The sequence below is a fragment of the Serratia sp. (in: enterobacteria) genome, assembly GCF_052400455.1.
Taxonomy (GTDB): Bacteria; Pseudomonadota; Gammaproteobacteria; order Enterobacterales; family Enterobacteriaceae; genus Serratia; species Serratia ureilytica.
The window spans coordinates 207,676-234,057 of sequence record NZ_CP185812.1 but is presented as its reverse complement, the minus strand read 5'-3'; the positions used below and the strand labels follow the sequence as shown (position 1 = coordinate 234,057).

The 26,382-nt window shown below is 60.3% G+C and carries 24 protein-coding genes; 5 read left to right on the top strand and 19 right to left on the bottom strand.

Going from position 1 to position 26,382, the window contains the following annotated elements:
• Positions 1–21: 21 nt before the first annotated feature.
• The 3 genes from ACORQT_RS01065 to ACORQT_RS01055 all read right to left on the bottom strand — a co-directional run bounded on the left by ACORQT_RS01065 (position 22) and on the right by ACORQT_RS01055 (position 3,276).
• Positions 22–636, bottom strand: a complete 615-nt coding sequence (locus ACORQT_RS01065) for an IMPACT family protein (protein ID WP_033652658.1) — start codon at positions 634–636, stop codon at positions 22–24.
• On the bottom strand, positions 636–1,967 hold the full coding sequence (pepQ, locus tag ACORQT_RS01060) for a Xaa-Pro dipeptidase (RefSeq protein WP_033652657.1): 1,332 nt from the start codon (positions 1,965–1,967) through the stop codon (positions 636–638). Before pepQ ends, ACORQT_RS01065 begins: the two co-directional genes overlap by 1 nt.
• Positions 1,968–2,079: 112 nt before the next feature.
• The gene (locus ACORQT_RS01055) at positions 2,080–3,276 is read right to left on the bottom strand and encodes an MFS transporter (RefSeq protein ID WP_042783472.1); all 1,197 of its coding nucleotides are present in this window, start codon (positions 3,274–3,276) and stop codon (positions 2,080–2,082) included.
• Positions 3,277–3,509: 233 nt separating this feature from the next.
• Between ACORQT_RS01055 and fadB the strand changes: the two genes are divergently transcribed.
• Positions 3,510–5,699, top strand: a complete 2,190-nt coding sequence (fadB, locus tag ACORQT_RS01050; RefSeq protein ID WP_042783471.1) for a fatty acid oxidation complex subunit alpha FadB — start codon at positions 3,510–3,512, stop codon at positions 5,697–5,699.
• 10 nt (positions 5,700–5,709) lie between these two features.
• Positions 5,710–6,873, top strand: a complete 1,164-nt coding sequence (gene fadA, locus ACORQT_RS01045; protein ID WP_033644961.1) for an acetyl-CoA C-acyltransferase FadA — start codon at positions 5,710–5,712, stop codon at positions 6,871–6,873.
• A gap of 172 nt (positions 6,874–7,045) precedes the next feature.
• Here the strand turns inward: fadA and fre are convergent, their stop codons facing one another.
• The 3 genes from fre to pepE form a co-directional block, all read right to left on the bottom strand.
• Positions 7,046–7,747: an NAD(P)H-flavin reductase gene (fre, locus tag ACORQT_RS01040; protein WP_033644962.1), complete on the bottom strand. Its 702-nt coding sequence runs from the start codon at positions 7,745–7,747 to the stop codon at positions 7,046–7,048.
• A 50-nt stretch (positions 7,748–7,797) separates the two neighbouring features.
• Positions 7,798–9,318, bottom strand: a complete 1,521-nt coding sequence (gene ubiD, locus ACORQT_RS01035) for a 4-hydroxy-3-polyprenylbenzoate decarboxylase (RefSeq protein WP_033644963.1) — start codon at positions 9,316–9,318, stop codon at positions 7,798–7,800.
• Between the two features lie 62 nt (positions 9,319–9,380).
• The gene (gene pepE, locus ACORQT_RS01030) at positions 9,381–10,106 is read right to left on the bottom strand and encodes a dipeptidase PepE (protein ID WP_033644964.1); all 726 of its coding nucleotides are present in this window, start codon (positions 10,104–10,106) and stop codon (positions 9,381–9,383) included.
• A gap of 245 nt (positions 10,107–10,351) precedes the next feature.
• On the opposite strand from pepE, the gene rfaH reads away from it, so the two are divergent.
• Positions 10,352–10,840 (top strand): transcription/translation regulatory transformer protein RfaH, encoded by a 489-nt coding sequence (rfaH, locus tag ACORQT_RS01025; protein ID WP_033644965.1) that lies wholly within the window; start codon positions 10,352–10,354, stop codon positions 10,838–10,840.
• Between the two features lie 42 nt (positions 10,841–10,882).
• Here the strand turns inward: rfaH and hemB are convergent, their stop codons facing one another.
• The 12 genes from hemB to udp form a co-directional block, all read right to left on the bottom strand.
• Positions 10,883–11,905 carry a porphobilinogen synthase gene (hemB, locus tag ACORQT_RS01020; RefSeq protein WP_042783470.1) on the bottom strand — a complete coding sequence of 341 codons (1,023 nt, stop codon included), beginning with the start codon at positions 11,903–11,905 and terminating at the stop codon, positions 10,883–10,885.
• A 14-nt stretch (positions 11,906–11,919) separates the two neighbouring features.
• Positions 11,920–12,702, bottom strand: a complete 783-nt coding sequence (gene tatD / locus ACORQT_RS01015; RefSeq protein ID WP_042785623.1) for a 3'-5' ssDNA/RNA exonuclease TatD — start codon at positions 12,700–12,702, stop codon at positions 11,920–11,922.
• Between the two features lie 53 nt (positions 12,703–12,755).
• Entirely contained in the window at positions 12,756–13,526 is a 771-nt protein-coding gene (gene tatC, locus ACORQT_RS01010) for a Sec-independent protein translocase subunit TatC (protein WP_033644968.1), read from the bottom strand.
• A 3-nt stretch (positions 13,527–13,529) separates the two neighbouring features.
• Positions 13,530–14,087 (bottom strand): Sec-independent protein translocase protein TatB, encoded by a 558-nt coding sequence (gene tatB, locus ACORQT_RS01005; protein WP_033644970.1) that lies wholly within the window; start codon positions 14,085–14,087, stop codon positions 13,530–13,532.
• 3 nt (positions 14,088–14,090) lie between these two features.
• Positions 14,091–14,354 carry a Sec-independent protein translocase subunit TatA gene (tatA, locus tag ACORQT_RS01000; protein WP_004934452.1) on the bottom strand — a complete coding sequence of 88 codons (264 nt, stop codon included), beginning with the start codon at positions 14,352–14,354 and terminating at the stop codon, positions 14,091–14,093.
• Between the two features lie 80 nt (positions 14,355–14,434).
• Positions 14,435–16,066, bottom strand: a complete 1,632-nt coding sequence (gene ubiB / locus ACORQT_RS00995; protein WP_033644971.1) for a ubiquinone biosynthesis regulatory protein kinase UbiB — start codon at positions 16,064–16,066, stop codon at positions 14,435–14,437.
• Complete coding sequence (gene ubiJ / locus ACORQT_RS00990) at positions 16,063–16,671, bottom strand: ubiquinone biosynthesis protein UbiJ (protein ID WP_164057685.1); 609 nt, start codon at positions 16,669–16,671, stop codon at positions 16,063–16,065. Before ubiJ ends, ubiB begins: the two co-directional genes overlap by 4 nt.
• Before the next feature lie 13 nt (positions 16,672–16,684).
• Positions 16,685–17,440 carry a bifunctional demethylmenaquinone methyltransferase/2-methoxy-6-polyprenyl-1,4-benzoquinol methylase UbiE gene (ubiE, locus tag ACORQT_RS00985; RefSeq protein WP_004934443.1) on the bottom strand — a complete coding sequence of 252 codons (756 nt, stop codon included), beginning with the start codon at positions 17,438–17,440 and terminating at the stop codon, positions 16,685–16,687.
• Positions 17,441–17,518: 78 nt separating this feature from the next.
• Entirely contained in the window at positions 17,519–19,066 is a 1,548-nt protein-coding gene (gene rmuC, locus ACORQT_RS00980) for a DNA recombination protein RmuC (protein ID WP_033644974.1), read from the bottom strand.
• Between the two features lie 140 nt (positions 19,067–19,206).
• Complete coding sequence (locus tag ACORQT_RS00975; protein WP_004934438.1) at positions 19,207–19,737, bottom strand: DedA family protein; 531 nt, start codon at positions 19,735–19,737, stop codon at positions 19,207–19,209.
• A gap of 79 nt (positions 19,738–19,816) precedes the next feature.
• Entirely contained in the window at positions 19,817–20,599 is a 783-nt protein-coding gene (locus ACORQT_RS00970) for a tyrosine-protein phosphatase (protein WP_033644975.1), read from the bottom strand.
• A 294-nt stretch (positions 20,600–20,893) separates the two neighbouring features.
• Positions 20,894–21,655 (bottom strand): uridine phosphorylase, encoded by a 762-nt coding sequence (gene udp / locus ACORQT_RS00965; RefSeq protein ID WP_004934432.1) that lies wholly within the window; start codon positions 21,653–21,655, stop codon positions 20,894–20,896.
• Positions 21,656–22,143: 488 nt separating this feature from the next.
• On the opposite strand from udp, the gene ACORQT_RS00960 reads away from it, so the two are divergent.
• Positions 22,144–22,971, top strand: a complete 828-nt coding sequence (locus ACORQT_RS00960; RefSeq protein ID WP_042783468.1) for a dienelactone hydrolase family protein — start codon at positions 22,144–22,146, stop codon at positions 22,969–22,971.
• A gap of 84 nt (positions 22,972–23,055) precedes the next feature.
• Here ACORQT_RS00960 and metE read toward each other — a convergent pair whose 3' ends face one another.
• On the bottom strand, positions 23,056–25,344 hold the full coding sequence (gene metE / locus ACORQT_RS00955) for a 5-methyltetrahydropteroyltriglutamate--homocysteine S-methyltransferase (RefSeq protein WP_084587943.1): 2,289 nt from the start codon (positions 25,342–25,344) through the stop codon (positions 23,056–23,058).
• Positions 25,345–25,434: 90 nt separating this feature from the next.
• On the opposite strand from metE, the gene metR reads away from it, so the two are divergent.
• Complete coding sequence (gene metR / locus ACORQT_RS00950; RefSeq protein ID WP_016929455.1) at positions 25,435–26,379, top strand: HTH-type transcriptional regulator MetR; 945 nt, start codon at positions 25,435–25,437, stop codon at positions 26,377–26,379.
• Positions 26,380–26,382 lie beyond the last annotated feature (3 nt).

The window sequence follows — 26,382 nt, the reverse complement described above, 5'->3', positions numbered from 1 at the left end:
TAGCAATTCGATTGGGAGGAATTATTGCGAAATGGGGGTTAATTGCAAATTACCGCGACTGAGATCACGCAATTTATTCCCAAACAGCTCGACCTCAGTCGCCGGCAGCGCCAAATGCAGCACGACGGCGGCGCCGTATTCACCCTGCAGGATCCGACCTGCGGTTTGCTGCAACAAGTTCTCCACCAGCGCCAACTGCGCATAGTCGCACTGCAAGATATATTCGGCTTCGGGCACCTTTTGCGCCAGCGCCAGCTGCTTCAATGCCTGTTGAACACCGTTGCCATAAGCTTTCACCAGCCCGCCGGTGCCCAGCTTGACACCGCCGTAGTACCGAACGACTACGGCGGTCACTTCACCGATACCGCTGCCCATCAGCTGCGCGAGGATAGGTTTGCCGGCGGTGCCCGACGGTTCTCCATCGTCGGAGAACCCCAGTTGCTGCGAATCATCGGGGCTACCGGCGACGAAAGCCCAACAGTGGTGCCGCGCCGCCGGGTGCTCATCCCGCACCTGCTGAATAAACGCCTTTGCCGCCTCCACCCCGCCGGTCGGCGCCAGCAGGGTGATGAAACGGCTCTTCTTTATCTCTTCGGTAAAGCAGGTTGCTTCCGCCGGTATCGGGTACGGCCGCATCAAGCCAGATTCAGATCGCGCGTCATGTTCTCGATGCGCTTTTCATGGATCACGATGTTGTCTTCGATGCGAATACCGCCATACGGTTTCAGCGCATCGATGCGATCCCAAGCGAAGTGCTGCTTGAACTCGCCGCTGCGCCACGGCGCCAACAGAGACTCGATGAAGTACAGACCCGGTTCGATGGTCAACACCATGCCCGGCTGCAACACGCGGGTACAACGCAGGAATGGGTACTTGGACGGCGCCGCCAGATGGGTGCCTTGCTCATCCTGCATAAAACCGGCGGCGTCGTGCACCTGCAGGCCCAACGGATGGCCCAACCCGTGCGGCAGGAACGGCGTGGTGATACCCGTTTCGACCATCGCCTCTTCGCTGAGGCCATTCACCAGTTTGTGATTCTTGAGCAGCTTGGCGATGCGCTGATGCATCTGCACATGATAGTCGGTGTAACGCACGCCGGTTTTAATGGTGTCGATCAGCGCCAGCTGTTCACTATTGAGATCTTTCACCAGATGAGCGAACTCGCTGCCGCTTTGCGCCGCATAGGTACGCGTCAGATCGGCGGCGTAGCCGTTATATTCCGCCCCGGCGTCGATCAGAAAACTCAGGGACTCGGCCGGCGGCTGATGATCCAGCTTGGTGTAGTGCAGCACCGAAGCGTGCTCGTTCAACGCCACGATGTTGTCGTAAGGCACATCGGTATCGCGATGGCCGGTAGCCGTCAGGTAGGCCAGATTGATGTCGAACTCGCTCATGCCGGAGAGGAAGGCCTCATGCGCTGCACGATGGCCGGTTACCGCCGTCTTCTGCGCTTCGCGCATGCAGGCCAGCTCATAGCCGGTTTTAATCGAACGGTGGAAATCCAGGTAGTTCAGCACCGCTTTCGGGTTGATGTTTTCCGAAGGGATGCCGAGATCGCGGGCGCGCTGTTGGGCATAACCGATATAGCCGACGCGCTCACGCTGCGGCGGCAGCTGCTGCGCGATCGCATCGGCGTTGGCCAGCGGCATCAATTCGAGGGACTTGGTCCAGAAACTGTTCGGCAGCGGCTCTACGCTGTGCCAGTAGTCAACCGGGGAGTAGAACCACAGCTTCGGCTTGTTGACGCCATCTATCCACAACCAGCAGTTCGGCACCGACGTCACCGGCACCCAGGCTTTGAAATGCGCGTTCACTTTGAACGGGTAGCTATGGTCGTCCCAAAATACCTTTTGCAGTTCCCCGGAGTGAATCAGCAGCGCATCCAACTTGTTGCGCTCCAGCACTTCACGCGCGCGTTTTTGCAGCTCTGCCAGGTGGTCGTTATACAAAGAAGCCAGCGTTTCCATCACAGTACCCTTATGCCTTAGCACGAAAGAAGCCATCTTAACACAGCGCTCCGACGCACCAACCTCATCGCGTTGGGCATGCGGAGCAGCTCGCAATTCCCTGCAAATGCCGTTACATCCGCAGCTTAACCATTAACCAGCCGCCCAAACCGAGCAGCGCTATCGCCAGCGCCCACAGGCCATGGTGTTCCAACAACACCGCGCCGGCCGCGGCGACGCCCGCCAGACACTGCTGCAGAAAGCCACACAGCGCCATCGCATAAGCGCCGTACTCTTTGGCATCGCTGACCGCCATCGCCATGCTGTTGGGAAACAGCACCGCCTGGCCAAAAATGGTCAGGCAATACAGCGCGATGAACAGCGCCATGCCGGAAAGGCCGGCCAGAACGCCGCTCCACCACAGCAGCAGGATCGCCGCCGTCGCCAGCGCCACGATGCCGCTGCCGGCCTGCATCAGTTTTTTCCCGCCGAGACGCGCCACCGTACGGTTCACCGTCAGCGCCCCGCTGAAGTAGGCGACGCCGATCACCAGCCCCAGGGCGCCGAACGCCGTGACGTTGAGACCAAACTCCTGCTGCATGACGAACGGACTCACTTCCTGCAGTGTCACCGTGGTGGCAAACCCCAGCCCGCCGACGCAGGCCGGCCAAAAGAACCCAGGCCGCCGCAGGATGGCAAAGTAGGTTGCCGCCATCGCCGGGCGCACGCCCCCTGCCCGTCCCGCCTCCAGCGGCAGCGTCGCCATCAGCACCAGAATGATCAAACCGGTGGCGCCCATCAGGACGAAGCCCATCTGCCAGTGCGCATATTGGCTCAGCAGGCCACCGATAAACTGACCGCCGCCCAGCGCGGTGATAAAGGCGATGGAGAGCACCGACAGACGCCGCGCCAGTTCGTCCCCGCTCCAGTTATCCCGCACGATGATGCGCGCGATGATCGCCGCACCGCCGGCACCCACGCCCTGCAGCGCACGCAGCGTCAGCAATTGGGCGCCGTTGCTGCACAGCGCCAACAGCCCGCTGCAGCCAATGAAAAGAAATAAAGACAGCGTCAGGGGCACGCGGCGGCCAAAGCGATCGGCGGCCGCGCCCCAGAACAGCACCGGCAAGGCGGCGCCGATGACGAAGATTGAAATGGACAGCTCGGTAGCGCGCCGGCTCATCGCCAGCTCCCGCATCACCGTCGGCAGCGAAGGCAAGTACACGGTCGTCGCCATTTGCGCCATAAACACCAACAGACACGCCAGCGTCATGGTTCTGGCGGGAATGCTCCATAAGCCGCTGCGTTTAACACAAGCCGCCTTAGTCATGCGTAACCTCGTCTGAATGTTCATTCGCTGCGAGCAAGTGTATGAGGGCCGACAAGCTCCGGCAAATGCCGATAGCACATAAAATATAACTTCGTTTCAAATCAAAAAACTAACTTGGCGACATGTGATCAGACCAGCAAAAATGCAATCTCTCATTTGCATATTGTTAACATAAAAACCACACTCCTCATCATCTGGTCATACCAGATCATACGCTGATTCAGGAGATAGACATGCTCTACCAAGGCGAAACATTACAACTGCACTGGCTCGATAACGGCATCGCCGAGCTGGTGTTCAACGCACCGGGCTCGGTCAACAAGCTGGACACCCGCACCGTCGCCAGCCTGGGCGAAGCGCTCACCGTGCTGGAAAACCAGCCAGAGCTCAAGGGGCTGCTGCTGCGCTCCACCAAAGCCGCATTTATCGTCGGCGCCGATATCACCGAATTCCTTTCTCTGTTCGCCGCGCCGGCTGAAAAGCTGCAGGAGTGGCTGGTATTCGCCAACAACGTCTTTAACCGGCTGGAAGATTTGCCGGTGCCGACCATTTCGGCCATTAACGGCTATGCGCTCGGCGGCGGTTGCGAATGCATTTTGGCGACCGATTTCCGCGTCGCCTCACCGGACGCGCGCATCGGCCTGCCTGAAACCAAATTGGGCATCATGCCGGGCTTCGGCGGCTCCGTCCGCCTGCCGCGCCTGCTGGGTAACGACAGTGCGCTGGAAATCATCGCCGCCGGCAAAGACGTCAGCGCCAAAGACGCCTTGAAAGTCGGCCTGGTCGATGCGGTAGTGGCACCGGAAAAACTGGCCGAAGCCGCGCTCAACATGCTGCAACAGGCGATCGACGGCAAGCTGAACTGGCGCGCCGCGCGTCAACCGAAGCTGGAGCCGCTGAAGCTCAGCCCGATCGAGGCGGCAATGAGCTTCACCACCGCCAAAGGCATGGTGCTGCAGACCGCCGGCAAACATTACCCGGCGCCGATGACCGCGGTGAAAACCATTGAAGCCGCCGCCAAGCTGGGCCGCGATGAAGCGCTGAAACTGGAAACCGCCAGCTTCGTGCCGTTGGCGCGCTCCAACGAAGCGCGTGCGCTGGTCGGCATCTTCCTTAACGATCAGTTCGTGAAGGGCCAGGCGAAAAAGCTGGCCAAGAATGTGGACGCGCCGAAACAGGCGGCGGTGTTGGGCGCCGGCATCATGGGCGGCGGCATCGCTTACCAATCGGCGTTGAAAGGCGTGCCGGTGATCATGAAGGACATCAGCGACAAATCGCTGACGTTGGGCATGAACGAAGCGGCCAAGCTGCTCAATAAGCAGTTGGAACGCGGCAAGCTGGATGGCCTGAAAATGGCGCAGGTGCTGTCGACCATTCAGCCGACGCTGGACTACGCCGGCATCGAGCGCGCGCAGGTGATCGTCGAAGCGGTCGTGGAGAACCCGAAGGTCAAAGCCGCCGTGCTGTCGGAAGTGGAAAACCTGATCGGCGAAGACACCGTTCTGGCGTCGAACACCTCGACCATTCCGATTAATCATCTGGCAAAATCGTTGAAGCGTCCGCAAAACTTCTGCGGCATGCACTTCTTTAACCCGGTACACCGTATGCCGCTGGTCGAAATCATCCGCGGCGAACAAACCAGCGACGAGACCATTGCCAAAGTGGTGGCCTACGCCAGCCGCATGGGCAAAACGCCGATCGTGGTGAACGACTGCCCGGGCTTCTTCGTCAACCGCGTGCTGTTCCCATACTTCGCCGGCTTCAGCCTGCTGCTGCGCGACGGCGCCGACTTCCGTCAGATCGATAAAGTGATGGAAAAACAGTTCGGTTGGCCGATGGGCCCGGCCTACCTGCTCGACGTGGTGGGCATCGACACCGCACACCACGCGCAAGCGGTAATGGCGGCCGGCTTCCCGGAGCGCATGTGCAAAGACTATCGCGACGCCATTGACGTGATGTTCGACAACCAGCGCTTCGGTCAGAAAAACCAGCTGGGCTTCTACCGCTACAGCCAGGACAACAAAGGTAAGCCGCGCAAGGACAACGACGAGCAGACCGATGCGCTGCTGGCCGAAGTGAGCCAACCGCGCCAGACCATCAGCGACGAAGAGATCGTTGCGCGCATGATGATCCCGATGATCAACGAAGTGGTGCGTTGCCTGGAAGAGAAGATCGTCGCCAGTCCGGCCGAAGCCGATATGGCGTTGGTCTACGGCATCGGTTTCCCTCCGTTCCACGGCGGCGCGTTCCGCTACCTGGATACGCTCGGCACCGCCAACTACGTTGAGCTGGCCCAGCGTTACGCACACCTCGGCGCCCTGTATCAAGTGCCGGCCGGTCTGCGCGCCAAGGCCGAACGCAATGAAAGCTACTACCCGGTGGCGACACCGCTGTCCGACGTCGCAACCCGCCAACCGGCATGAGGTCATAAAGATGGAAAACGTAGTTATTGTTGATGCCGTACGCACGCCGATGGGCCGCTCCAAGGGCGGCGCCTTCCGCCAGGTGCGCGCCGAAGATCTCTCCGCTCATCTGATGCGTGAAGTGCTGAGCCGCAATCCGGCGCTGAACGCCGACGAGATCGATGACATTTACTGGGGCTGCGTGCAGCAGACGCTGGAACAAGGCTTCAACATCGCCCGCAACGCCGCGCTGCTGGCCGAGATCCCGCACCGTGTGCCGGCGGTGACCGTCAACCGCCTGTGCGGCTCTTCGATGCAGGCGCTGCACGACGCGGCGCGCGCCATCATGGTTGGCGACGCGCACATCAGCCTGATCGGCGGCGTGGAACACATGGGCCATGTGCCGATGAACCACGGCGTGGATTTCCATCCGGGCCTGAGCCGCAGCGTGGCCAAGGCCGCCGGGATGATGGGGCTGACCGCTGAAATGCTGGCCAAGATGCACAACATCAGCCGCCAGATGCAGGATGAGTTCGCCGCACGCTCCCACCAACGCGCACATGCGGCGACGCTGGCGGGTTACTTCAAAAACGAGATCATTCCGACCAACGGCCACGACGCCGACGGCGTGCTGACCCGTTACGATTTTGATGAAGTCATCCGCCCGGAAACCACCGTCGAAAGCCTGTCGGCCCTGCGTCCAGCGTTCGATCCGGTCAACGGCACCGTCACCGCCGGCAGTTCTTCCGCCCTGTCGGACGGCGCTTCCGCCATGCTGCTGATGAGCGAATCACGCGCCAAAGCGCTCGGTTTGAAAGCCCGCGCCCGCATCCGCTCGATGGCGGTCGTCGGCTGCGATCCTTCCATCATGGGCTACGGCCCGGTGCCGGCCAGCAAGCTGGCGCTGAAACGCGCCGGTCTGAGCGTGCAGGACATCGATCTGTTCGAGCTGAACGAAGCGTTCGCCGCCCAGTCGCTGCCGTGCATCAAGGATCTGGGGCTGATGGACAGCATCGACGACAAGATTAACCTGAACGGCGGCGCCATCGCGCTCGGCCACCCGCTGGGCTGTTCCGGCTCCCGCATCTCGACCACCTTGTTGAACAACATGGAACGTCGCGACGCGCAGTTCGGCCTGGCAACCATGTGCATCGGCTTGGGCCAGGGTATCGCCACCGTGTTTGAACGCGTTTAGCTGTGTCTATCTTGGGATGACCGCGTCACCACTTCAAATCGCGGCATCCCGCCAAGTTTAGTTGCCGTTCTTCCCGCCTGTCAGGGGCGGGTTTTTTATGCCTGAAATTTGCCGACGCCCAAATAAAAACGGGGCGACCCTCGGCCACCCCGTTCACTGCGCATCGCCTCTGTCAGATAAACGAAAACGCGTCGCCAAACATATGCGCTTCCTGCGCGCCGCGCTCGGCGCAGAAACGCTCACGGGCGATTTTCGCCATCTCGAAACGCCCGGCGATGTAGATGTCATGCTCCGCCAACGTGCCGAAATCCTGCAACACCGCGCTGAGCACGGTGCCGCTGCGGCCACGCCATTCCGCCTCCGGCTGCTCGACCACCGGGATCACCTTCAGGTTCGGGTGTTGCACCGACAGCGCTTCCAGCTCGCTCAGATCGTACAGGTGCTTCAGCTCACGCCCGCCCCAGTAGATGGAAATGTCGCGATCGGGCTGCTGCTCCAACGCGGTCAACAGGATTGAGCGCGCATAGGAGAAGCCGGTGCCGCCGGCGATCAGCACCAGCGGGCGGCTGCCCTCTTCCCGCAGCCAGGCGTCGCCGTGCGGCATATCGACGGTGATCGCCTGCTCTTTCAGAATGCGATCCATCACCGCCATGGCGTACAGATTCAGCTCCGAAGCACCGATATGCAGCTCGATGTAATCTTGCTGCGTCGGGGTTGATGCCAGCGAGAACGGACGTTTGTCGCGCTCGTCCATCACCACCATCAGATATTGCCCTGCCTTGAAAGAAAACGGCTGCTCGGGCACCAGACGTACCCGATAAACCGTATCGGTAATGGCCTCTACCGAGGTCACTTTACAGCTCAATATTGTCATGCGTTCCCTCTGTCGGGTCATCAATGCAAAGCTGAGAACAGGGCCTGACGCTATAACGTCGGTTCCCTGTCACTGAAAATTGCGAGCTCATCCCAGATTTCGTCGACGCGCGCACGTACCTTTTCATCCATCTGAATCGGACGGCCCCATTCGCGATCGGTTTCACCCGGCCATTTGTTGGTGGCGTCCAGCCCCATCTTCGAACCCAGTCCGGAAACCGGCGAGGCGAAGTCCAGATAGTCGATCGGCGTATTCTCCACCAGAACCGTATCCCTTGCCGGATCCATTCGTGTGGTGATCGCCCAAATCACGTCATTCCAGTCGCGCGCATTGACGTCATCGTCACAGACGATAACAAATTTGGTGTACATAAACTGCCGCAGGAACGACCAGACGCCCATCATCACGCGTTTCGCGTGGCCGGCGTACTGTTTTTTCATGGTCACCACCGCCAGGCGATACGAGCACCCTTCCGGCGGCAGATAAAAATCAACGATTTCCGGGAACTGTTTTTGCAGGATCGGCACGAACACTTCATTCAGCGCCACGCCCAGGATCGCCGGCTCATCCGGCGGCCGACCGGTGTAGGTCGAGTGGTAAATCGCGTTGCGACGCTGGGTGATGTGCGTGACGGTGAATACCGGGAACTGGTCGATTTCATTGTAGTAACCGGTGTGGTCACCGTAGGGGCCTTCCGGCGCCATTTCACCCGGCTCGATATAGCCTTCCAGCACGATTTCGGCACTGGCGGGCACTTCCAGATCGTTGGAAAGGCACTTGACCACTTCGGTTTTATTGCCGCGCAGCAGCCCGGCAAAGGCATATTCAGACAGGGTATCCGGCACCGGCGTCACCGCGCCGAGGATAGTGGCGGGATCGGCGCCCAGCGCCACCGCAACCGGGAAACGCTCGCCGGGGTGCGCCTGGCACCACTCCTGGTAATCCAGCGCGCCGCCGCGGTGCGACAGCCAGCGCATAATCACTTTATTCTTGCCCAGCACCTGCTGACGATAGATACCGAGGTTTTGCCGTTCCTTATGCGGGCCGCGGGTCACCGTCAGCCCCCAGGTGATCAGCGGCGCGGCGTCTTCCGGCCAGCAGTGCATCACCGGAATGCGGCCCAGATCGACATCATCGCCCTGCCATACCTGCTCCTGACAAGGCGCGGATCCCAGCACCTTGGTCGGCATGTTCAGCACCTGCTTGAACTTCGGTATTTTGTCGAACAGATCGCGGAAACCTTTCGGCGGCTCCGGCTCTTTGAGGAAAGCCAGCAGTTTGCCGACTTCGCGCAGCGCGCTGATGTCTTCCTGCCCCATGCCCATCGCCACGCGATTGGCGGTGCCGAACAGGTTGCACAGCACCGGCATGTCGTACCCTTTCGGGTTTTCAAACAGCAGTGCCGGGCCGCCCGCCCGCAGGGTGCGATCGGCAATTTCCGTCATTTCCAGGTAAGGATCGATCGGCTGGCTGATGCGTTTTAGTTCCCCTCTCTTCTCCAGCAACGAGAGGAAATCGCGTAAGTCACGGTATTTCATGCTGATCATTATAGCGGCCAGTGGGGAGGGCATTATAAGCCCTCTTCAAGGTTGTTGCTGCAATTTTGTTAACGCCGCCCGCTGTCGGGTGGCTCTCAGCCGCAGTTGAACGGCACCAGCGCAGCCAGTGCGCGCGTATCCTGATATTCGCGCGTCTCTTCGCCGTGGCGGAACACCTTAAAGCCCTGCCCGTTGGCGCTGAAATAACGCAGCGCATTGCCTTCAACGTGCAACAGACTGCCTTCACGCAACGCCACTACCGATTCGCTCGGGTTGATCGCACAGAACTCCGCGAGACGTTCGTCACGGGTTTCGCCCATGTGGCCGCTGATGTGCGCATCGATGTAATGCGGGTTAATCTGCACCGGGAACAACCCCAGCGCCGGCAACACCACGCTGCAGCGCACCGGCATGTCATTGGTGGTGCGAATACTCGGCGTCGCCACGTTGCAACCTGCGCTCCAGCCGACGTAAGGCACTTCACGCTCGCGCACCGCGCGCTGGATAGGCACGATCAGGCTTTGTTCGTGCAGCATCTGGTTCAGCAACCAGGTGTTGCCGCCGCTGACCAAAATGCATTCGGCCTGCGCGATCGCCGCCGCCGGTGAAGCGGCGTGGTGAATGCTGGTGACTTCAATGCCCAATGTTTGCGCCAGCTCCTGCGCGCGCCGATCGTAGTCGTAACGGATCAGCGCGTAAGGGATAAAGACGGCGGATTTGATGCCGCGGCGCGCAATCATCGCCAGCAGTTGGCTTTTGGCGTACCCCAGCAGCTCGGCTTCGCCAGACAGCTTGCCGTTGCTCAACAGAAACAGCTCCATTTTTCTCCCCTCGGTCAAAAACGATGAATAGCGTCACAGCCGGCGGCGCAACGCCTTGCCATACTGTGACGGTAACAAATTTTTAGCCCTCTGTTATACCAGCGCCGTATCGATAAGTGTGTGACCCCTCGCTAATAGCCGTAGATTCAGAAAGATAGGCGATGTTACATGCTGAAACTTGCATCACTATGTATCCGGAATAGCTTTTGATATGCTTACCGGCTGGCAGAAAGGCATGTGAAATTATGGAATCCTGGTATCTACTTTATTGCAAACGCGGTCAGCTGTTGCGAGCGCAGGAACATCTGGAGCGGCAGCAGGTAAACTGCCTCAGCCCGATCATCACGCTGGAAAAAATCGTGCGTGGTAAGCGCATCGCGGTCAGCGAACCCCTGTTTCCCAATTATCTGTTTGTGGAATTCGACCCGGAGCGCATTCACACCACCACCATCAGCGCCACCCGCGGCGTCAGCCACTTCGTGCGTTTCGGCGCGCTGCCGAGCGTCATCCCGAGCAAGGTGATCGATGAACTGCGCACGCACACCAGCGAGACCTACGTCGATCCGGAAACCCCGCAGCCGGGCGATACCGTTCTGATCGTCGATGGCGTATTCGAAGGGCTGCAGGCGATCTACACCGAGCCGGACGGCGAGGCCCGCTCGATGCTGTTGCTCAACCTGATCAACAAACAGGTCAGTCAAAGCATCGACAATCGGCAATTCCAGAAAATGTAATGCAAAAAGGCGCCCTCAGGCGCCTTTTTTACGGTATCGCGCTTAGCGGCGCAGCGCTTCTTCATGCAGCCATTGGGCGACACGCTTGGCGAAGTAGGTCAGCACGCCGTCGGCGCCGGCGCGTTTAAAGCACATCAACGACTCCATCACCGCAGGCTGCTCCTGCAGCCAGCCGTTCTGAATCGCCGCCATGTGCATGGCGTACTCACCGGACACCTGATAAGCGAAAGTCGGCACACCGAAGGTATCCTTCACCCGGCGCACCACATCCAGGTAAGGCATGCCCGGTTTCACCATCACCATGTCCGCGCCTTCCTGCAGATCCTGCGCAATCTCTTGCAGCGCTTCATCGCTGTTGGCCGGATCCATCTGATAGGTCTTTTTGTTGCCGCCTTTCAGGTTGCCGCTGGAACCCAGCGCATCGCGGAACGGACCGTAATAGCAGGAAGCGTACTTGGCGGAGTAGGCCATGATCTGGGTGTTCACCAGGCCCTGCAGTTCCAGACGATCGCGGATCGCCCCGATACGGCCGTCCATCATGTCGCTCGGCGCCACGATTTCCGCGCCCGCTTCGGCATGAGACAGCGCCTGACGCACCAGAATGTCTTTGGTCACGTCGTTAATCACGTAGCCCTGCTCATCGATCACCCCGTCCTGACCGTGGGTGGTGTAGGGATCGAGCGCTACGTCGGTCAGAATGCCCAACTCAGGCACCGCGTCTTTCAGCGCGCGCACCGTGCGCTGCACCAGCCCTTCCGGGTTGTAGGCTTCTTCCGCATGCAGCGACTTCAAGCCCGGTTCAATCACCGGGAACAGGGAGATCACCGGCACGCCGAGTTTGGCGATGGTTTCCGCTTCCTTGACCAGCAGATCGATCGTCATGCGCGATACGCCCGGCATCGAGGCCACTTCTTCCTGACGGTTGCTGCCTTCCATGACGAACACCGGATAAATCAGGTCATTGACCGTCAGTTGGTTTTCGGCGACCAGACGGCGGCTGAAGTCATGACGGCGCACGCGGCGCATACGGCGACCAGGAAAGGTGCCCGGGAATGCATAGCTCATAGTTTTCTCCTAGCTCAAACCAGCCGGAATAGCCGGCGGGCGTTCTCATCGGTTTTTTGCCCCAGCCATTGCGGCTCTTCCTGCCGCCAGACGGCGACCTGATGCACGATGTGGGGCAGGAAACAGGGTTCGTTGCGGCGAGATGCGGGTTTAGGCTGTAAATCCCGGGGCAACAGATAAGGGGCGTCAGTTTCCAGCAGCAGACGCTCAGCCGGGATCTGCGGCAGCAGGGCGCGCAATTCCAGACCGCGCCGCTCGTCGCATACCCAACCGGTAATCCCGATCGACAGGCCCAGCGACAGGCAGCTTGCTAATTCTTCGGCGGTGCCGGTGAAGCAGTGCACCACGGCCGCGGGCAGTTTATCCAACCACGGCGTCAGTAGCTCGGCAAAACGTGCGTGTGCGTCGCGACAGTGAAGAAACACCGGCAGCGCCAACTCCGCCGCCAGCGCCAGTTGCGCGCTGAACGCCGCTTCCTGCTGCTCCGGCGTCGAGAAGTTGCGGTTGAAATCCAGACCGCATTCACCGATCGCCACCACTTCTGGGCCGGCGGCCAAGGCATAAATCTGCTCAGCGCTGCGTTCATCCCAGCTGCCGGCGTTATGCGGATGCACACCGGCGGTGGACCAGCAATAGCCCGCATGCTGCTGCGCCAGTTTGGCGGCCTCGCGGCTCTCAGGCAGATCGGTGCCGGTAATCAGCATCCCGGTAACGCCCGCCGCGCGGGCGCGCTCCACCACGGTCTCGCGGTCTTTGGCGAATTGGCTGCTGGTGAGGTTAACGCCGATATCAAACATGGTTTTTTCCAAAGCAAAAGCCGCCCTATGGGCGGCTTCGCAATCAATGTGGATCAGGGCGCTGGGGGTTCGTCACCCTCGTCGTCGTCTTCCGCCTGCGGACGGCGTTTGCCGGTATAGAAGCGAGCGAAGAATACCCCCACTTCAAACAGCAGATACATCGGTATCGCCAGCAGGGTTTGCGAGAACACGTCCGGCGGCGTCAACAACATGCCGACCACAAACGCGCCGACCAACACATACGGCCGTTTCTTCTTCAGGTCTTCCGGCGAAGTGACGCCGCTCCAGCACAGCAGAATGATGGCGACCGGCACTTCGAAGGCGACGCCAAACGCCATAAACAGCGCCATGACGAAATCGAGGTAGTTTTTAATGTCGGTCGCAATGGTCACCCCCATCGGCGCGGTCTTGGCGAAGAAGCCGAAGGCCAGCGGGAACACGATGAAGTAGGCGAAGGCCATGCCGAGGTAAAACAACAGGCTGCTGGACACCAGCAACGGCATCATCAGGCGGCGTTCATGCTTGTACAGCGCAGGCGCGATAAACGCCCATACCTGATACAGGATCATCGGCGCGGAGACGAACACCGAAACGATCATGGTCAGCTTGATCGGGGTGAAAAACGGTGACGCCACGTCGGTGGCGATCATGCTCGCGCCGGCCGGCAACTGCTTGAGCAGCGGCGCAGAAACCAGCTGGTAGATGTCGTTGGCGAAAAACACCAGCACCACGAACACCGCCAGTACGCAAATAATCGAGTTCAACAACCGCTTGCGCAGCTCTATCAGATGACTGATAAGGGGTTGGGTATCTTCAACAGCCATGTATTAACGATCGCCACTAGGTTGGTGAGACGCTGGGGTTTTATCCGCAACAGGTTCGACAGGAGCAGGCGCGGTTTCCACCGGCGCTTTAGCGGGTTGCGCCGCCACTGGCGCAGCCACGACGGCTTCAGGTTCCACTGCCGGTTTTGGCACGGCGGCGGGCGCGCTGGCGCTGGTTGCCGCTTCCGCCGGCGTCACGCCGTCGTGCAAGGCTTCCGGATCGATGGCCTGCGGGTTATGGATGGTGTTCGCCAGCTCTTCTTTCTCGCCCCGGTAGGTGCGTTTCAAGGATTCCGCCGCGTCTTTCAGCTCATCCATCGACGCCTTCAACTCCGGCGTCAGGTTCTGCAGGCCGGCCTGTTCGGCTTTCTTCAGGCTGTCCTGCAGCTCCTGCAGCTTCAGCTCCTGAGACAGTTCGTGCTGCACCGAGGCCGCCAGCGAGCGCAGCGCGCGGATCCAGCCCGATACCGTTCTGACCGCAACCGGCAAGCGTTCCGGCCCCAGAACAACCAGGCCGATCACCAGCACCAGCAGCAGCTCACTAAACCCAATGTCAAACACGGTTTATACCTGCTCTTTGTTCTTCGACTCTTCCGGTTTCACTTCCGGCTGCTTATCGGTAATAGGCTTGGCCGAGAAATCAGCGTCATCCAGGCTGCTTTTTTCAGCCGTGTTGGGGGTCGACGGCGTATCGTCACCGATCGCTTTTTTGAAGCCCTTGATCGAGGCGCCGAGATCGGAACCCAGCGTGCGCAGTTTTTTGGTGCCGAACAGCAGCACCACGATCACTGCGATGATCAACAATTGCGTAATACTAATACCGCCCATTTTAATTACCTCTAATTTTAAGGGGTCTTTTAAAGCCAGCCCGCATTATAGAGCCGACTTCACCAGAGTAACGAATTAAATCAGGTGGTTCGCTTCCAGCCAATCACCCAGCATACGATGCCGGCGGCCATCATCCAGGCGGGGAACACCTCGATTTGCCCCAGCAGCAACAGCGTGCCGCTTACCAACAGTGTAGCGCCAACGCCGAACAAATAACGTGACTGCCCCTGACGAACCCGCTGAGCCTGCATCTGGTTGGTCAGCTTATCAACGCTTTGTTGCAACAGTTTATGCTGCTGCAGGCTGTCGTAAAACAGCTCGGGCAGCTCGGGCAGTTTCTCCGCCCAGAACGGCGCCTTCTCTTTCAGCGCGCGCACCACGGCGGGAATGCCGACCTGATCGCGCAGCCAACTCTCGAGGAACGGCTTGGCGGTGGTCCACAGATCCAACTGCGGGTAAAGCTGACGCCCCAGCCCTTCAACATACAGCAAGGTCTTCTGCAATAACACCAGCTGCGGCTGCACTTCCATATTGAAGCGGCGCGCGGTGTTGAACAGGTTCAGCAGCACGTTGCCGAAGGAGATCTCCGCCAGCGGCTTCTCGAAAATCGGTTCGCACACGGTACGGATGGCGAATTCGAAGTCTTCCACGTTGGTGTCGCGCGGCACCCAGCCGGAGTCGACGTGCAGTTCCGCCACCTTACGGTAATCGCGGTTGAAGAAGGCGATGAAGTTTTCCGCCAGATAGCGTTTGTCATCCTTGTTCAACGAACCGACGATGCCGCAGTCGATGCCGATGTAGCAAGGATCTTCCGGATGTTCGTAGCTGACGAAAATATTACCGGGATGCATGTCCGCATGGAAGAAGCTGTCGCGGAATACCTGGGTAAAGAACACCTGAACGCCGCGTTCCGCCAACAGTTTCATGTTGGTGCCCTGCTGCTCCAGCGTGGCGATGTCCGAGACCGGAATGCCGTAGATACGCTCCATCACCAACACGCTTTCGCGGCAGTAGTCGGAGTAAACTTCCGGCACGTACAGCATCGGGCTGCCGTCGAAATTGCGACGCAGCTGAATGGCGTTGGCCGCTTCGCGCAGCAGGTTCAATTCGTCCAGCAGGGTTTTTTCGTACTCGCGTACCACTTCGCGCGGACGCAGGCGGCGGCCGTCCGGCAACAGCTTCGGCACCCAGCCTGCCAGCCGGTACATCAAGCGCACGTCGGCTTTGATAATCGGCCCGATATCCGGCCGGATCACCTTCAGCACCACTTCCTGGCCGGTGGTTTTCAGCCGCGCGGTATGCACCTGCGCGATCGAGGCGGACGCCAGCGGCTGCTGCTCGAAGTCGTCGAACCAGGTTTCCAGCGGGCCGCCCATCGCCAGCTCGATATGCTTGCGCGCCAGCGCACCGTCGAAAGGCGCCACCCGATCCTGCAGCAGCGTCAGCTGATCGGCAATGTGCGGCGGGAACAGATCGCGGCGGGTCGACATCATCTGGCCGAACTTGATCCAGACCGGCCCCAATTCCTGCAGCGCCAGCCGCAGACGTTCGCCCAGCGGTTTGTCCTTGTGCCGATTAGGCATCCAGAACAGCAGCCGGCGGCCGAAGCGCAGCGGCAGCGTCAAACGCATTGTCGGGATCAGCTCGTCCAGCCCATAGCTGAGAAAAACGCGGACGATAAAATACAAACGACGCAGTTCGCCTGGGGTCATCGCTTGCCCTCCAACTTATCCATGCGGGCAATCAGCGCTTCCGCGCTGCGGGCGAGCGCATCCACTTCTTCATTGAACCACACCACTTCCAGCGGCCCCGGCGCCAGACGCCACTCTTCCGTCAGCGCCTCAGCCATGTCTTGCTGCCGACGCATCAATCCGGCCTTGAGTAACGAAGCACCTTTGCCCAGCGCCTGCGTAATGCCTTGAGCGGCGATATCGCCGATATAGGGCGCCAGCCATTCCGCCGGATCCCACTCCGCCAGATCGAGCAGGCCAACCAGCTGTTGCACCACCTGAATATCCCCTTCCACCATCAATTCGCCGCTGCGCATCAGCACCGGCAACTGCTGGCGATCGCGCAGCTTCAGTAAGGAGGGAATGCGGCTGCGCACCGTGCAATCGGCGCTGTCTTCAGACTGCCCCAGCACATCCACGCGCAGTTCGCTGAACACCAGCACCAGCGGTGAAGCCAACTCTTCCAGTTCGATGCGCAGCACCTTGCCCGCCAGGCGTTGGCGAGCGGCTTTCATGCTGCGATCGCGAAACAGCAGGTTATTCAGCGAGGTTTCCAGCGCACCGGTCAGCAGAGGGGTAAACAGCATCGGCATCTCCCTCTCAGAACTTGAAGCCGCGATGCAGGGCGACAATCCCACCGGTCAGGTTGAAATAGGTGACGTTTTCAAAACCGGCGTTGCCCATCATGCCCTTCAGGGTTTCCTGATCGGGGTGCATACGGATCGATTCCGCCAGATAGCGATAGCTGTCCGGATCTTTCACTACCAGCTCGCCGATCTTCGGCAGCACGTGGAAAGAGTATGCGTCGTAAGCTTTGCTCAGCGGCGCCAGCAGCGGTTTGGAGAACTCCAGCACCAACAGGCGGCCGCCCGGCTTCAGCACGCGGAACATCGAACGCAGCGCTTTGTCTTTGTCGGTGACGTTACGCAGGCCAAAGGAGATGGTGATGCAATCGAAGTAGTTATCCGGGAACGGCAGCGCCTCGGCGTTGGCCTGCACGTAGTTGATGTTGCCGACGATACCGCGATCGCGCAGCTTCTCGCGCCCCATCTTCAGCATCGAATCGTTAATGTCCGCCAGCACCACCTGCCCCTGCTCGCCAACCATGCGGGAGAACTTGGCGGCCAGGTCGCCGGTACCACCGGCCAGATCCAGCACGCGCTGCCCGCGGCGCACGCCGCTGCAGTCAATGGTGAAACGCTTCCAGATACGGTGGATGCCGAACGACATCAGGTCGTTCATCACGTCATACTTTGCCGCTACCGAATGAAAAACGTCCGCCACCATGGCCTGTTTTTCGTCTCTAGCGACGGTGCGAAAACCGAAATCGGTGGTTTCCTGCGATTGATCTGCCATTGTCCTGCCTGCTATTCAGTCAATTTTGTGTGGATGAGTGTACCAGAAGCCCGAGGAATACCCCACCTCGCCACGGCCTCAGCCGTGCGAAACGAAGCCCGGTTCCCCGGTGGTATCATCATCGTCGTTCGTCTGCGGCAGCGCGGCGACCTCGTCGTCGTTCGCCTCTTCCGCTTCATCGTGTTGCGCGCCGGCTTGCTGCGCCAGCAGCGGGTTTATCGGCCGCTTGACCTCAACCCCCAGCGCGCGGAAACCTTCAATTTGGCCGATAAGATTACCACGGCCTTCGCTCAGTTTGTTCATCGCCTGACGATAACTGCCCTGCGCCTTGTCCAGGCTCTGTCCCAGCGCAGACATATCGTCCACGAACAGCCGCATCTTGTCATACAGTTTCGCCGCGCGCTCGGCGATGCGCTGGGCATTCTGGCTCTGATGCTCATAGCGCCACAGGTTGGTGATGGTACGCAGCGCCACCAGCAACGTGGTCGGGCTGACCAGCATGATGTTGTGCTTGAGCGCTTCGCTGATCAGCTCCGGCTCGCGATCGATAGCCAGCAGGAAGGCCGGCTCGACCGGAATGAACATCAGCACATAGTCCAGCGAACGCAGCCCCGGCAGCTGCTGGTAGTCCTTGCGGCCCAGCATGCGAATGTGGCCGCGCAGCGAAGCGATATGTTCGCTCAGCGCCGCTTCGCGCTCCGCCTCGTCTTCACCGTTGAAATAGCGCTCGTAGGCGATCAGCGACATCTTGGCGTCGATCACGACATCCTTGCCCTGCGGCAGGCGCACGATCACATCGGGCTGCATGCGGCTCTGATGATCTACCCGCACGTTGACCTGCGTTTCATACTCGTGCCCTTCGCGCAGGCCGGAGGCTTCCAGCACCCGGCTCAGCACCACTTCACCCCAGTTGCCCTGGGTCTTGTTGTCGCCTTTCAGCGCCTTGGTGAGGTTGATGGCCTCGCGCGCCATTTGCGCATTCAACTGCTGCAGATTGCGTATCTCGTGCGTCAGCGTGTGGCGCTCACGCGCCTCCTGGCCAAAGCTGTCCTGCACCTGTCGGCGGAAACCGTCCAGTTGTTCGCGCAGCGGCAGCAGTAACCGATCCAAACTTTGCTTATTTTGCTCGTCCACCTTGCGGCCGCTGTGTTCAAAAATGCGGTTGGCGAGGTTTTCAAACTGGGTGGTGAGGCGCTGTTCGCTGTTGATCAGCAGACGCTGCTTCTCCTCCGCCGCCATGCGCGTCTCTTCCAGACGGATGGTGACTTCGCGCAGCTCGGCCTCCTGCGCGCTGTTCACCTCGCGCTGGGCGCGCAGCTCTTGGTTGAGCAGCTCGCATTCGTTGCGCCAATGGTTGAGCTGTTGCAGTTTTTCATGCCCGGCCGCCAGCTGGCTGTGCAGGTTGCGCAGCTCCAGCTCGTTCTGGCGCGACTGCTGTTCGTGGCGCAGCAGGGCCTCCTGCCGCACGGCCGTCTCCTGCTGCGCCTGCTGCAACGCTTGCTCCAGCAACCGCAGTTCGGTTTCATGTTGCGCGTTCGTCTGCTGCACTCGCAGACTGGCGATCAGCCACCCCAACAGCATGCCGATCGCGACGCCGCCAATCCCATAAATCAGACTGGTATCCACCCTGCCTCCTGTTGCACCTTGCCGTTCCGGCGTTTCGCACGCCCATTGCCCGTCACGTTAAGGGGAGGCTGTATGGATGTCCAGCCTGATTTTGCCCGCCGCGCACAATATTGCGCGGCGCTGCGCAATTTAGCGAGAAATCAGCCCAGCCACTGGCTGAGCCACTTGATGCCGAACGCCCCCGGCGCCAGAATGCCGAACGCCCAGATCATCGCCGACGTGACGTTGGCCAACTGGAAGTAGCGCTGCGGCATGCCGCAAATGCCCCCCACCAGCGGCACCACGGCGCGCAGCGGGCCGAAGAAGCGGCCAATGAAAATGCCCAGCACGCCCCAGCGCTCAAAGAAGGCGTGGCCGCGCGCCAGCAGCTGCGGATTGCGCGACAGCGGCCACATATGGGCCACCCGATCCTGATAGTGATAGCCGATCCAGTACGAGAGCCAGTCGCCGAAAAACGCCCCGGCGGCGGCGGCGGCCCAAATCGGCCAAAAGGCGATGCCGCTTTCGCCGATCAGCGCGCCCAGCGCCAGCAGGATCACCGTGGCCGGAAGCAGCAGCGACAAAAACGCCAGCGACTCGCCGAACGCCAGGAAGAAGATAATGGGAATGGCCCAGCCTTCGTGCTGACGCACGACGTCGCTGACCCAGTTAATAACGTCATTGAGGCTCAATGCGGGGCTCCTGATACGCGATGGTTCGCCGCCTAGGATAAGCCGGGGCGAGTTAAACCCCGGCTAAACACGCGGCAATTTACTCGAGGTAGAACGCCCGCAGCACTTCGCGCTGGGCCGCGCCCAGGCCGTATTCCGCTTCCAGCCAGCGGTCGGTGGAGCCGTATTGTTGGCGGATGCAGCCCAGCGCCGTCATCAGGAACTCCTCGCGCGCGCTGAGCACGTAGGCGAATTGCTCCAGCGCCGCCGCATTCAACTTGATAGACAGCTGATCCAGCATCTGCTCGCGGAAAGCGGCCAGCGTGGTTTCGGTCAGCAGATAGTCTTCCAGCACCGTCGCTTCGTCGGCCCCCAGCGCGAACAGCACCAGCGCCGAACCGACCCCGGTGCGATCCTTGCCGACCGCGCAGTGTTGCACGATTGCGCCGCCGCCGGGGTTGCTCAACAGCTGCGCCAACCGCTGATAGGCCGCATTGCCGAACGGCAGGCGGCGATACAGCTCCAGCATGAACGCCCGGGCGTCGAAAGCGGCCAGCGTTTCGTTGGTGAGCTTTTCCAGGTTGGCGTTGACTTCGCTGCTCAGCGGGTTGGCCGGCACGTGGTGATAGTCGGCGCCATTCCACAGAATATCCGGTTTGGCCTGCACTTCGTCGGCATCGCGGTAGTCCAGCACCGAACGCACCGGCACCCCAGCGAGGAAAGTGCAGTCGTTTTCCGTCAGCCGCTCGAGAGAACCGGAGCGGAACAGCAGGCCGCGTTTGATGCGGCGCCCGTCGGCCACGCCGTTGCCGCCGAAGTCACGGAAGTTAATGCCGCCGTCGAGCGGCGCAAGCGAAGGATGAAGCAGGATCTGGGCGGTCATAAACGTCCTCGTTGTTTTTGTTCTGACAACGCGCGGCAGCCATCGGCGCAGCGCTGAGGAGTATCACCGTAACAGATTAGCCGCGAATGGAAAAACGGACCGCGTCGGCGGCCCGTTCAGTCCGTTGACAAAGGAGGAAAAAACGCGGTTTTTCCTCCTTTGTGGTTATCCGCCGAAAATCAATAAATTGATTTTCCCTGTTTGTTATCCGCTGCTTTCTGCAAACCGGGCAATGGCATGAGGTTTGTCATCAATCTCAACGGACCGCGTCGGCGGCCCGTTGAGGGAAGGCGATTACAGCAGACGGCGGGCGGCGTCCACCACGATCTGCACCGCTTTGCTTTCGGTGTTTTTCATGGTCTCGGCGTTCGGGATCTCTTGCTGGGTGCGGTTAACGATCACCCCGGCCACCATGCCGGCGCGCAGGCCCTGGCTGGCGCACATGGTCAGCAGCGTGGCGGATTCCATTTCATAGTTCATCACGCCCATCGCCTGCCATTCTTCCATCGAGCCTTTGAAACGGCTGACCACGCGGCCAGAGTAGGTATCGTAACGTTCCTGGCCCGGATAGAAGGTATCGGAAGAAGCCGTCACGCCAATGTGGGTGGTGGCGCCGCTGGCTTTGGCCGCTTCCACCAGCGCGGTGGTGCAGGCGAAGTCCGCGACCGCCGGGAACTCCATCGGCGCAAAGTGCAGGCTGGCGCCGTCGAGGCGTACCGCTGCCGTAGTCACCAGTACGTCGCCGACGTTGATGTTCGCCTGAATGGCGCCGGTGGTGCCGATACGCAGGAAGGTGCGGATGCCCAGCTGCGCCAGCTCTTCCACCGCGATAGAGGTAGACGGGCCGCCGATGCCGGTGGAGCAGACGATCACCGCCTTGCCATCCAGCTCTGCGCGCCAGGTGGTGAATTCACGATGGGAGGCCAGATGCACCGGATTTTCCATCAGCTTGGCAATTTTCTCTACGCGCTGCGGATCGCCCGGCACGATGGCAAGCTGGGCCCCTTGTAAATCGTTCTTGGTGAGGCCGAGATGAAAAACATCAGACTGAGACATACGAGACTCCTCATGGATCATGTTTATTGGGAGGAACAAAAAAGCACTCTACTGAAAATCGCCGCTTAATTTCGTGACGATAGTCACTATGAAAAGAGAAACAAATTACATGCTACATATTTTTTGTGATTTTTATCACAAAAAAAGCACTATAAGGCATCCAGAACGCACCGCTAAACCTCAGTCTAGCCGACAAACCTTGCCGCTCCCTGCCCGTTGATTGCCGGCTGAAACTATTTAGCTCATCAATTCGAAATACCCCCATCTTATCGGTTGCTTAGGGACAAAAAAGCCCTCTAACGCACCTTATGGCACTTACGCGGGCCAAAACGCGTAATAACATGATAAAAAGCGCTTAAAAATGCCGTAAAGCCAGATAATTAGCCGTTTTTTATCGACTTGTCCGAAAGTGCGCCACACAGCGCCAATAATGGGTAATCTTTCCTATAGTTAATCTCAGCGCTTTTTTCTATTGCACGGAGACCGCAATGAAAACCGAACATGTGATGACATTAGAACAGGCTCAGGGAGGATTCGCCCCGGCCGCCGCGCCGGTAGCCGCCTCCGCGATTATCACCGATGAACAGGGCATTCACGCCGGGCAAACGACTATTCCTTCCCAGGGAGACGCGCTGCCGGCCTACGTCGCCAAACCCGTCGACCACAACGGCCCCTTCCCCATCGTGCTGGTGGTGCAGGAAATCTTCGGCGTCCATGAACATATTCAGGATCTGTGCCGTCGTCTGGCCAAACAGGGCTATCTGGCGATTGCCCCCGAGCTCTATTTCCGCCAGGGCGACGCCAACGACTACACCGATATCGGCGAGCTGTTCCAGCAGCTGGTGACCAAGGTGCCGGATCGTCAGGTGCTGTCGGATCTGGATCACGCCGCGCACTGGGCTATCCGCCACGGCGGCGACGCCGGCAAGCTGGCGATCACCGGTTTTTGCTGGGGCGGCCGCATTACCTGGCTGTACGCAGCGCACAACCCGCAGTTAAAAGCGGCCGTCGCCTGGTACGGCAAACTGGTGGGTGAAAAAACGCTGAATTCGCCGAAGCATCCGGTCGATGTCGCCACACACTTGTCAACGCCGGTGCTGGGGCTGTATGGCGGGCAGGACAGCGGCATTCCGCTGGATACGGTGGAAAACATGCGTCAGGCGATCCGCGCCGCCAACGCCGATGCCGAAATCGTGGTGTATCCTGGCGTCGGGCACGCATTCAACGCCGACTATCGCCCCAGCTACAACGCCGAAGCGGCGGAAGACGGCTGGCAGCGCATGCTGGCGTGGTTCGCCCAGCACGGCGTCAAGTAATCCTCCTCGCATAAAAAAGGGCGCCGAAGCGCCCAATCATCACACCAGTAAATCTATCTGCGGCGGTTTACCCGCCGCACGGCATCACGCGTGCTCGCGCAGGCGCTGCGCCGCCAATACCATGTTGGCCAGCGACTGCCGGGTTTCCGGCCAACCGCGAGTTTTCAGGCCGCAATCGGGGTTGACCCACAGGCGTTCCGCCGGGATGTTCTGCGCTGCTTTACGCAGCAGCGCTTCGATCCATTCCACGCTCGGCACGTTCGGCGAGTGGATATCGTAGACGCCCGGCCCGATTTCGTTCGGGTATTCGAACTCTTTGAAGGCTTCCAGCAGATCCATATCGGAACGCGAGGTCTCGATGGTGATCACGTCGGCGTCCAGCGCGGCGATGGAGTCCATGATGTCGTTGAACTCGCAGTAACACATGTGGGTGTGGATCTGGGTGTCATCCTGCGCCACGGCGGCGTTCAATTTGAAGGCGTCCACCGCCCAGTTCAGGTAGGCGGCCCAGTCGGATTGTCGCAGCGGCAGCCCCTCGCGCAGCGCAGGTTCGTCGATCTGAATGATGCCGATGCCGGCTTTTTCCAAATCCTCCACCTCGTCGCGCAGCGCCAGCGCAATCTGCTTGGCGATCACTTCGCGGGTCACGTCTTCACGCGGGAACGACCAGCACAGGATGGTCACCGGCCCGGTCAACATGCCTTTCACCGGCTTGTCGGTCAACGACTGGGCGAATTTGGCCCATTCGACGGTAATGGCTTCCGGGCGGCTGACGTCACCGATGATCACCGGCGGCTTCACGCAGCGGGAACCGTAGCTCTGCACCCAACCATTCTGGGTAAACACGAAGCCGTCGAGGTTCTCACCGAAATATTCCACCATGTCGTTGCGCTCGGCTTCACCGTGCACCAGTACGTCCAACCCGAGGCGCTCCTGCTCGACGATCGCCTGTTTGATGTGCTCACCGATGCTGGTGCGGTAGTTGCTGCCGTCCAAACGGCCCTGTTTGAAGTCCAGACGCAGGCCGCGGATTTCGGTGGTCTGTGGAAACGAACCGATGGTCGTCGTCGGCCAGGCCGGCAGCTTGAAACGCTCGCGCTGCGCCCTGGCGCGCTCGGCGTACGCGCTGCGGCGTTCGCAGTCCTGCGCGGTGATCGCGGCCAGACGGCGCTCAACCTGTGGGTTATGCACGCGGTTCGACTGGCGACGGGCGCGGATCGGCGCGCTGTAGGCGTCCAGCTCGGCCTGTTTCGTCGCGTCAGGCGCGTTCAGCGCCGAGCTCAACAGCGCCAGCTCGGCGCATTTTTGCAGGGCGAAGGCGAACCAGCTTTTCACTTCTTCGTCCAGACGGCTTTCCACGCTCAGATCGATCGGGCTGTGCAGCAGTGAACAGGAGGTGCCGATCCATAGCGGGCGCTGTCCCACCAGCGGCTGCAGACGTTCGAACCAGCGGCTCAGATCGGCGCGCCAAACGTTGCGGCCGTTGATCACGCCCAGCGACAGCAGCCAGTCTTGCGGCAATACGGCGCTCAGCGCGGCGATATCGTCATGGCCGGCGACCAGATCGACGTGCAGCCCCTGCACCGGCAGCGTGCGAATGGTGTCGAGGTTGTGGCCGACGCTGTCGAAATACGTGGTCAACAGCAACTTAACCTGCCCCTGCAACGCGTCATACGCCGGTTTGAAGGCGTCCAGCCAGGCTTGCGGCAGCTCCAGCACCAGCGCAGGTTCGTCGATTTGCACCCACTCGACGCCGCGCTTCGCCAGTTCCGCCAGCACCTGCTGGTAAACCGGCAGGATCTCTTTCAGCAGCGACAGGCGGTCGAACGGCTCGCCCTTCACTTTACCCAACCACAGATAAGTCACCGGGCCAAGCAGCACCGGCTTGATGTGATGCCCCAGCGCCAGCGCTTCGTCCACTTCGTCCAGCAGTTGGGTCCAGCCCAGCTTGAACTGCTGGCCTTGCTGGAATTCGGGCACCATGTAGTGATAGTTGGTGTTAAACCATTTGGTCATTTCCGCCGCGGCCGCCGGCTCGCCGGTCGGTGCGCGGCCACGGCCGATGCGGAACAGCGTGTCCAGATCAATAGAGCCATCCGCATTCTGATGGCGCGCCGGCACGTTGCCCAGCAGCAGGCTGGTGGTCAACACATGATCGTACCAGGCGAAATCGCCGACCGGCACCAAATCCACCCCGGCCTGCCGTTGCTGCTGCCAATGACGAGCGCGCAGCTCGCGGCCAACCGCCAACAGCTCTTCCTGCGTTGAGTTGCCGGCCCAGTAGCTTTCCTGAGCTTTTTTCAGCTCACGTCGTAGCCCAACGCGAGGAAAACCCAGTGTGTGATTCAAAATTGCCATCGTCATATTCCCCATTTAGCCGTCCAGATGTTTACACATCCATAATCAGCAGGTACTGTATTAACCACAAGCGCAATTTATTCACTGTCAATGTGAAGGACTCTCATGATCGAACTGAAACATTTACGGACGCTGCAGGCTCTGCGCAACAGCGGTTCGTTGGCGGGGGCGGCGGCCCAACTTCATCAGACGCAGTCTGCCCTGTCGCACCAGTTCAGCGATCTTGAGCAACGTCTGGGCTTCAAGCTGTTCGTGCGCAAAAGCCAGCCCCTGCGCTTCACCGCCCAGGGCGAGATCCTGCTGCAGCTGGCGGAACAGGTGCTGCCGCAGATCCAGCAGGCGCTGCAGGCCTGCCACGAGCCGCATCAAACCACGCTACGCATCGCCATCGAATGCCACAGCTGCATTCAGTGGCTAACGCCGGCGCTGGACAACTTCCGCCAGCGTTTCCCGCAGGTGGTGATGGACTTCACTTCCGGCGTGACTTTCGATCCGCAGCCGGCCCTGCAACAGGGCGAGCTGGATCTGGTGATGACGTCGGATATCCTGCCGCGCAGCGGCCTGCACTATTCGCCGATGTTCGATTTTGAGGTGCGTCTGGTGCTGGCGCCGGATCATCCGCTGGCCGGCAAGCCGCACATCGAGCCGGAAGACTTGAGCGATGAAACGCTGTTGATTTACCCGGTGCAGCGCCAGCGGCTGGATATCTGGCGGCATTTCCTGCAGCCGGCGGGCGTCAACCCGGCGTTGAAGAACGTCGATAACACGCTGCTGCTGATCCAGATGGTCTCGGCGCGGATGGGGATTGCGGCGCTGCCGCATTGGGTGGTGGAAAGTTTCGAACGGCAGGGGCTGGTGGTGACCAAAACCCTGGGTGACGGCCTGTGGAGCCGCCTGTACGCCGCCGTGCGCGACGGCGAACAGCGCCAGGCGGTGACCGAAGCCTTTATCCGCTCGGCCCGCCAGCACGCCTGCGATCATCTGCCGTTCGTGCGCGACGCGGCACGCCCCGGCGCGACCGGCGCCAAAGCGTTGGCGGCAGGCGTGTAAACT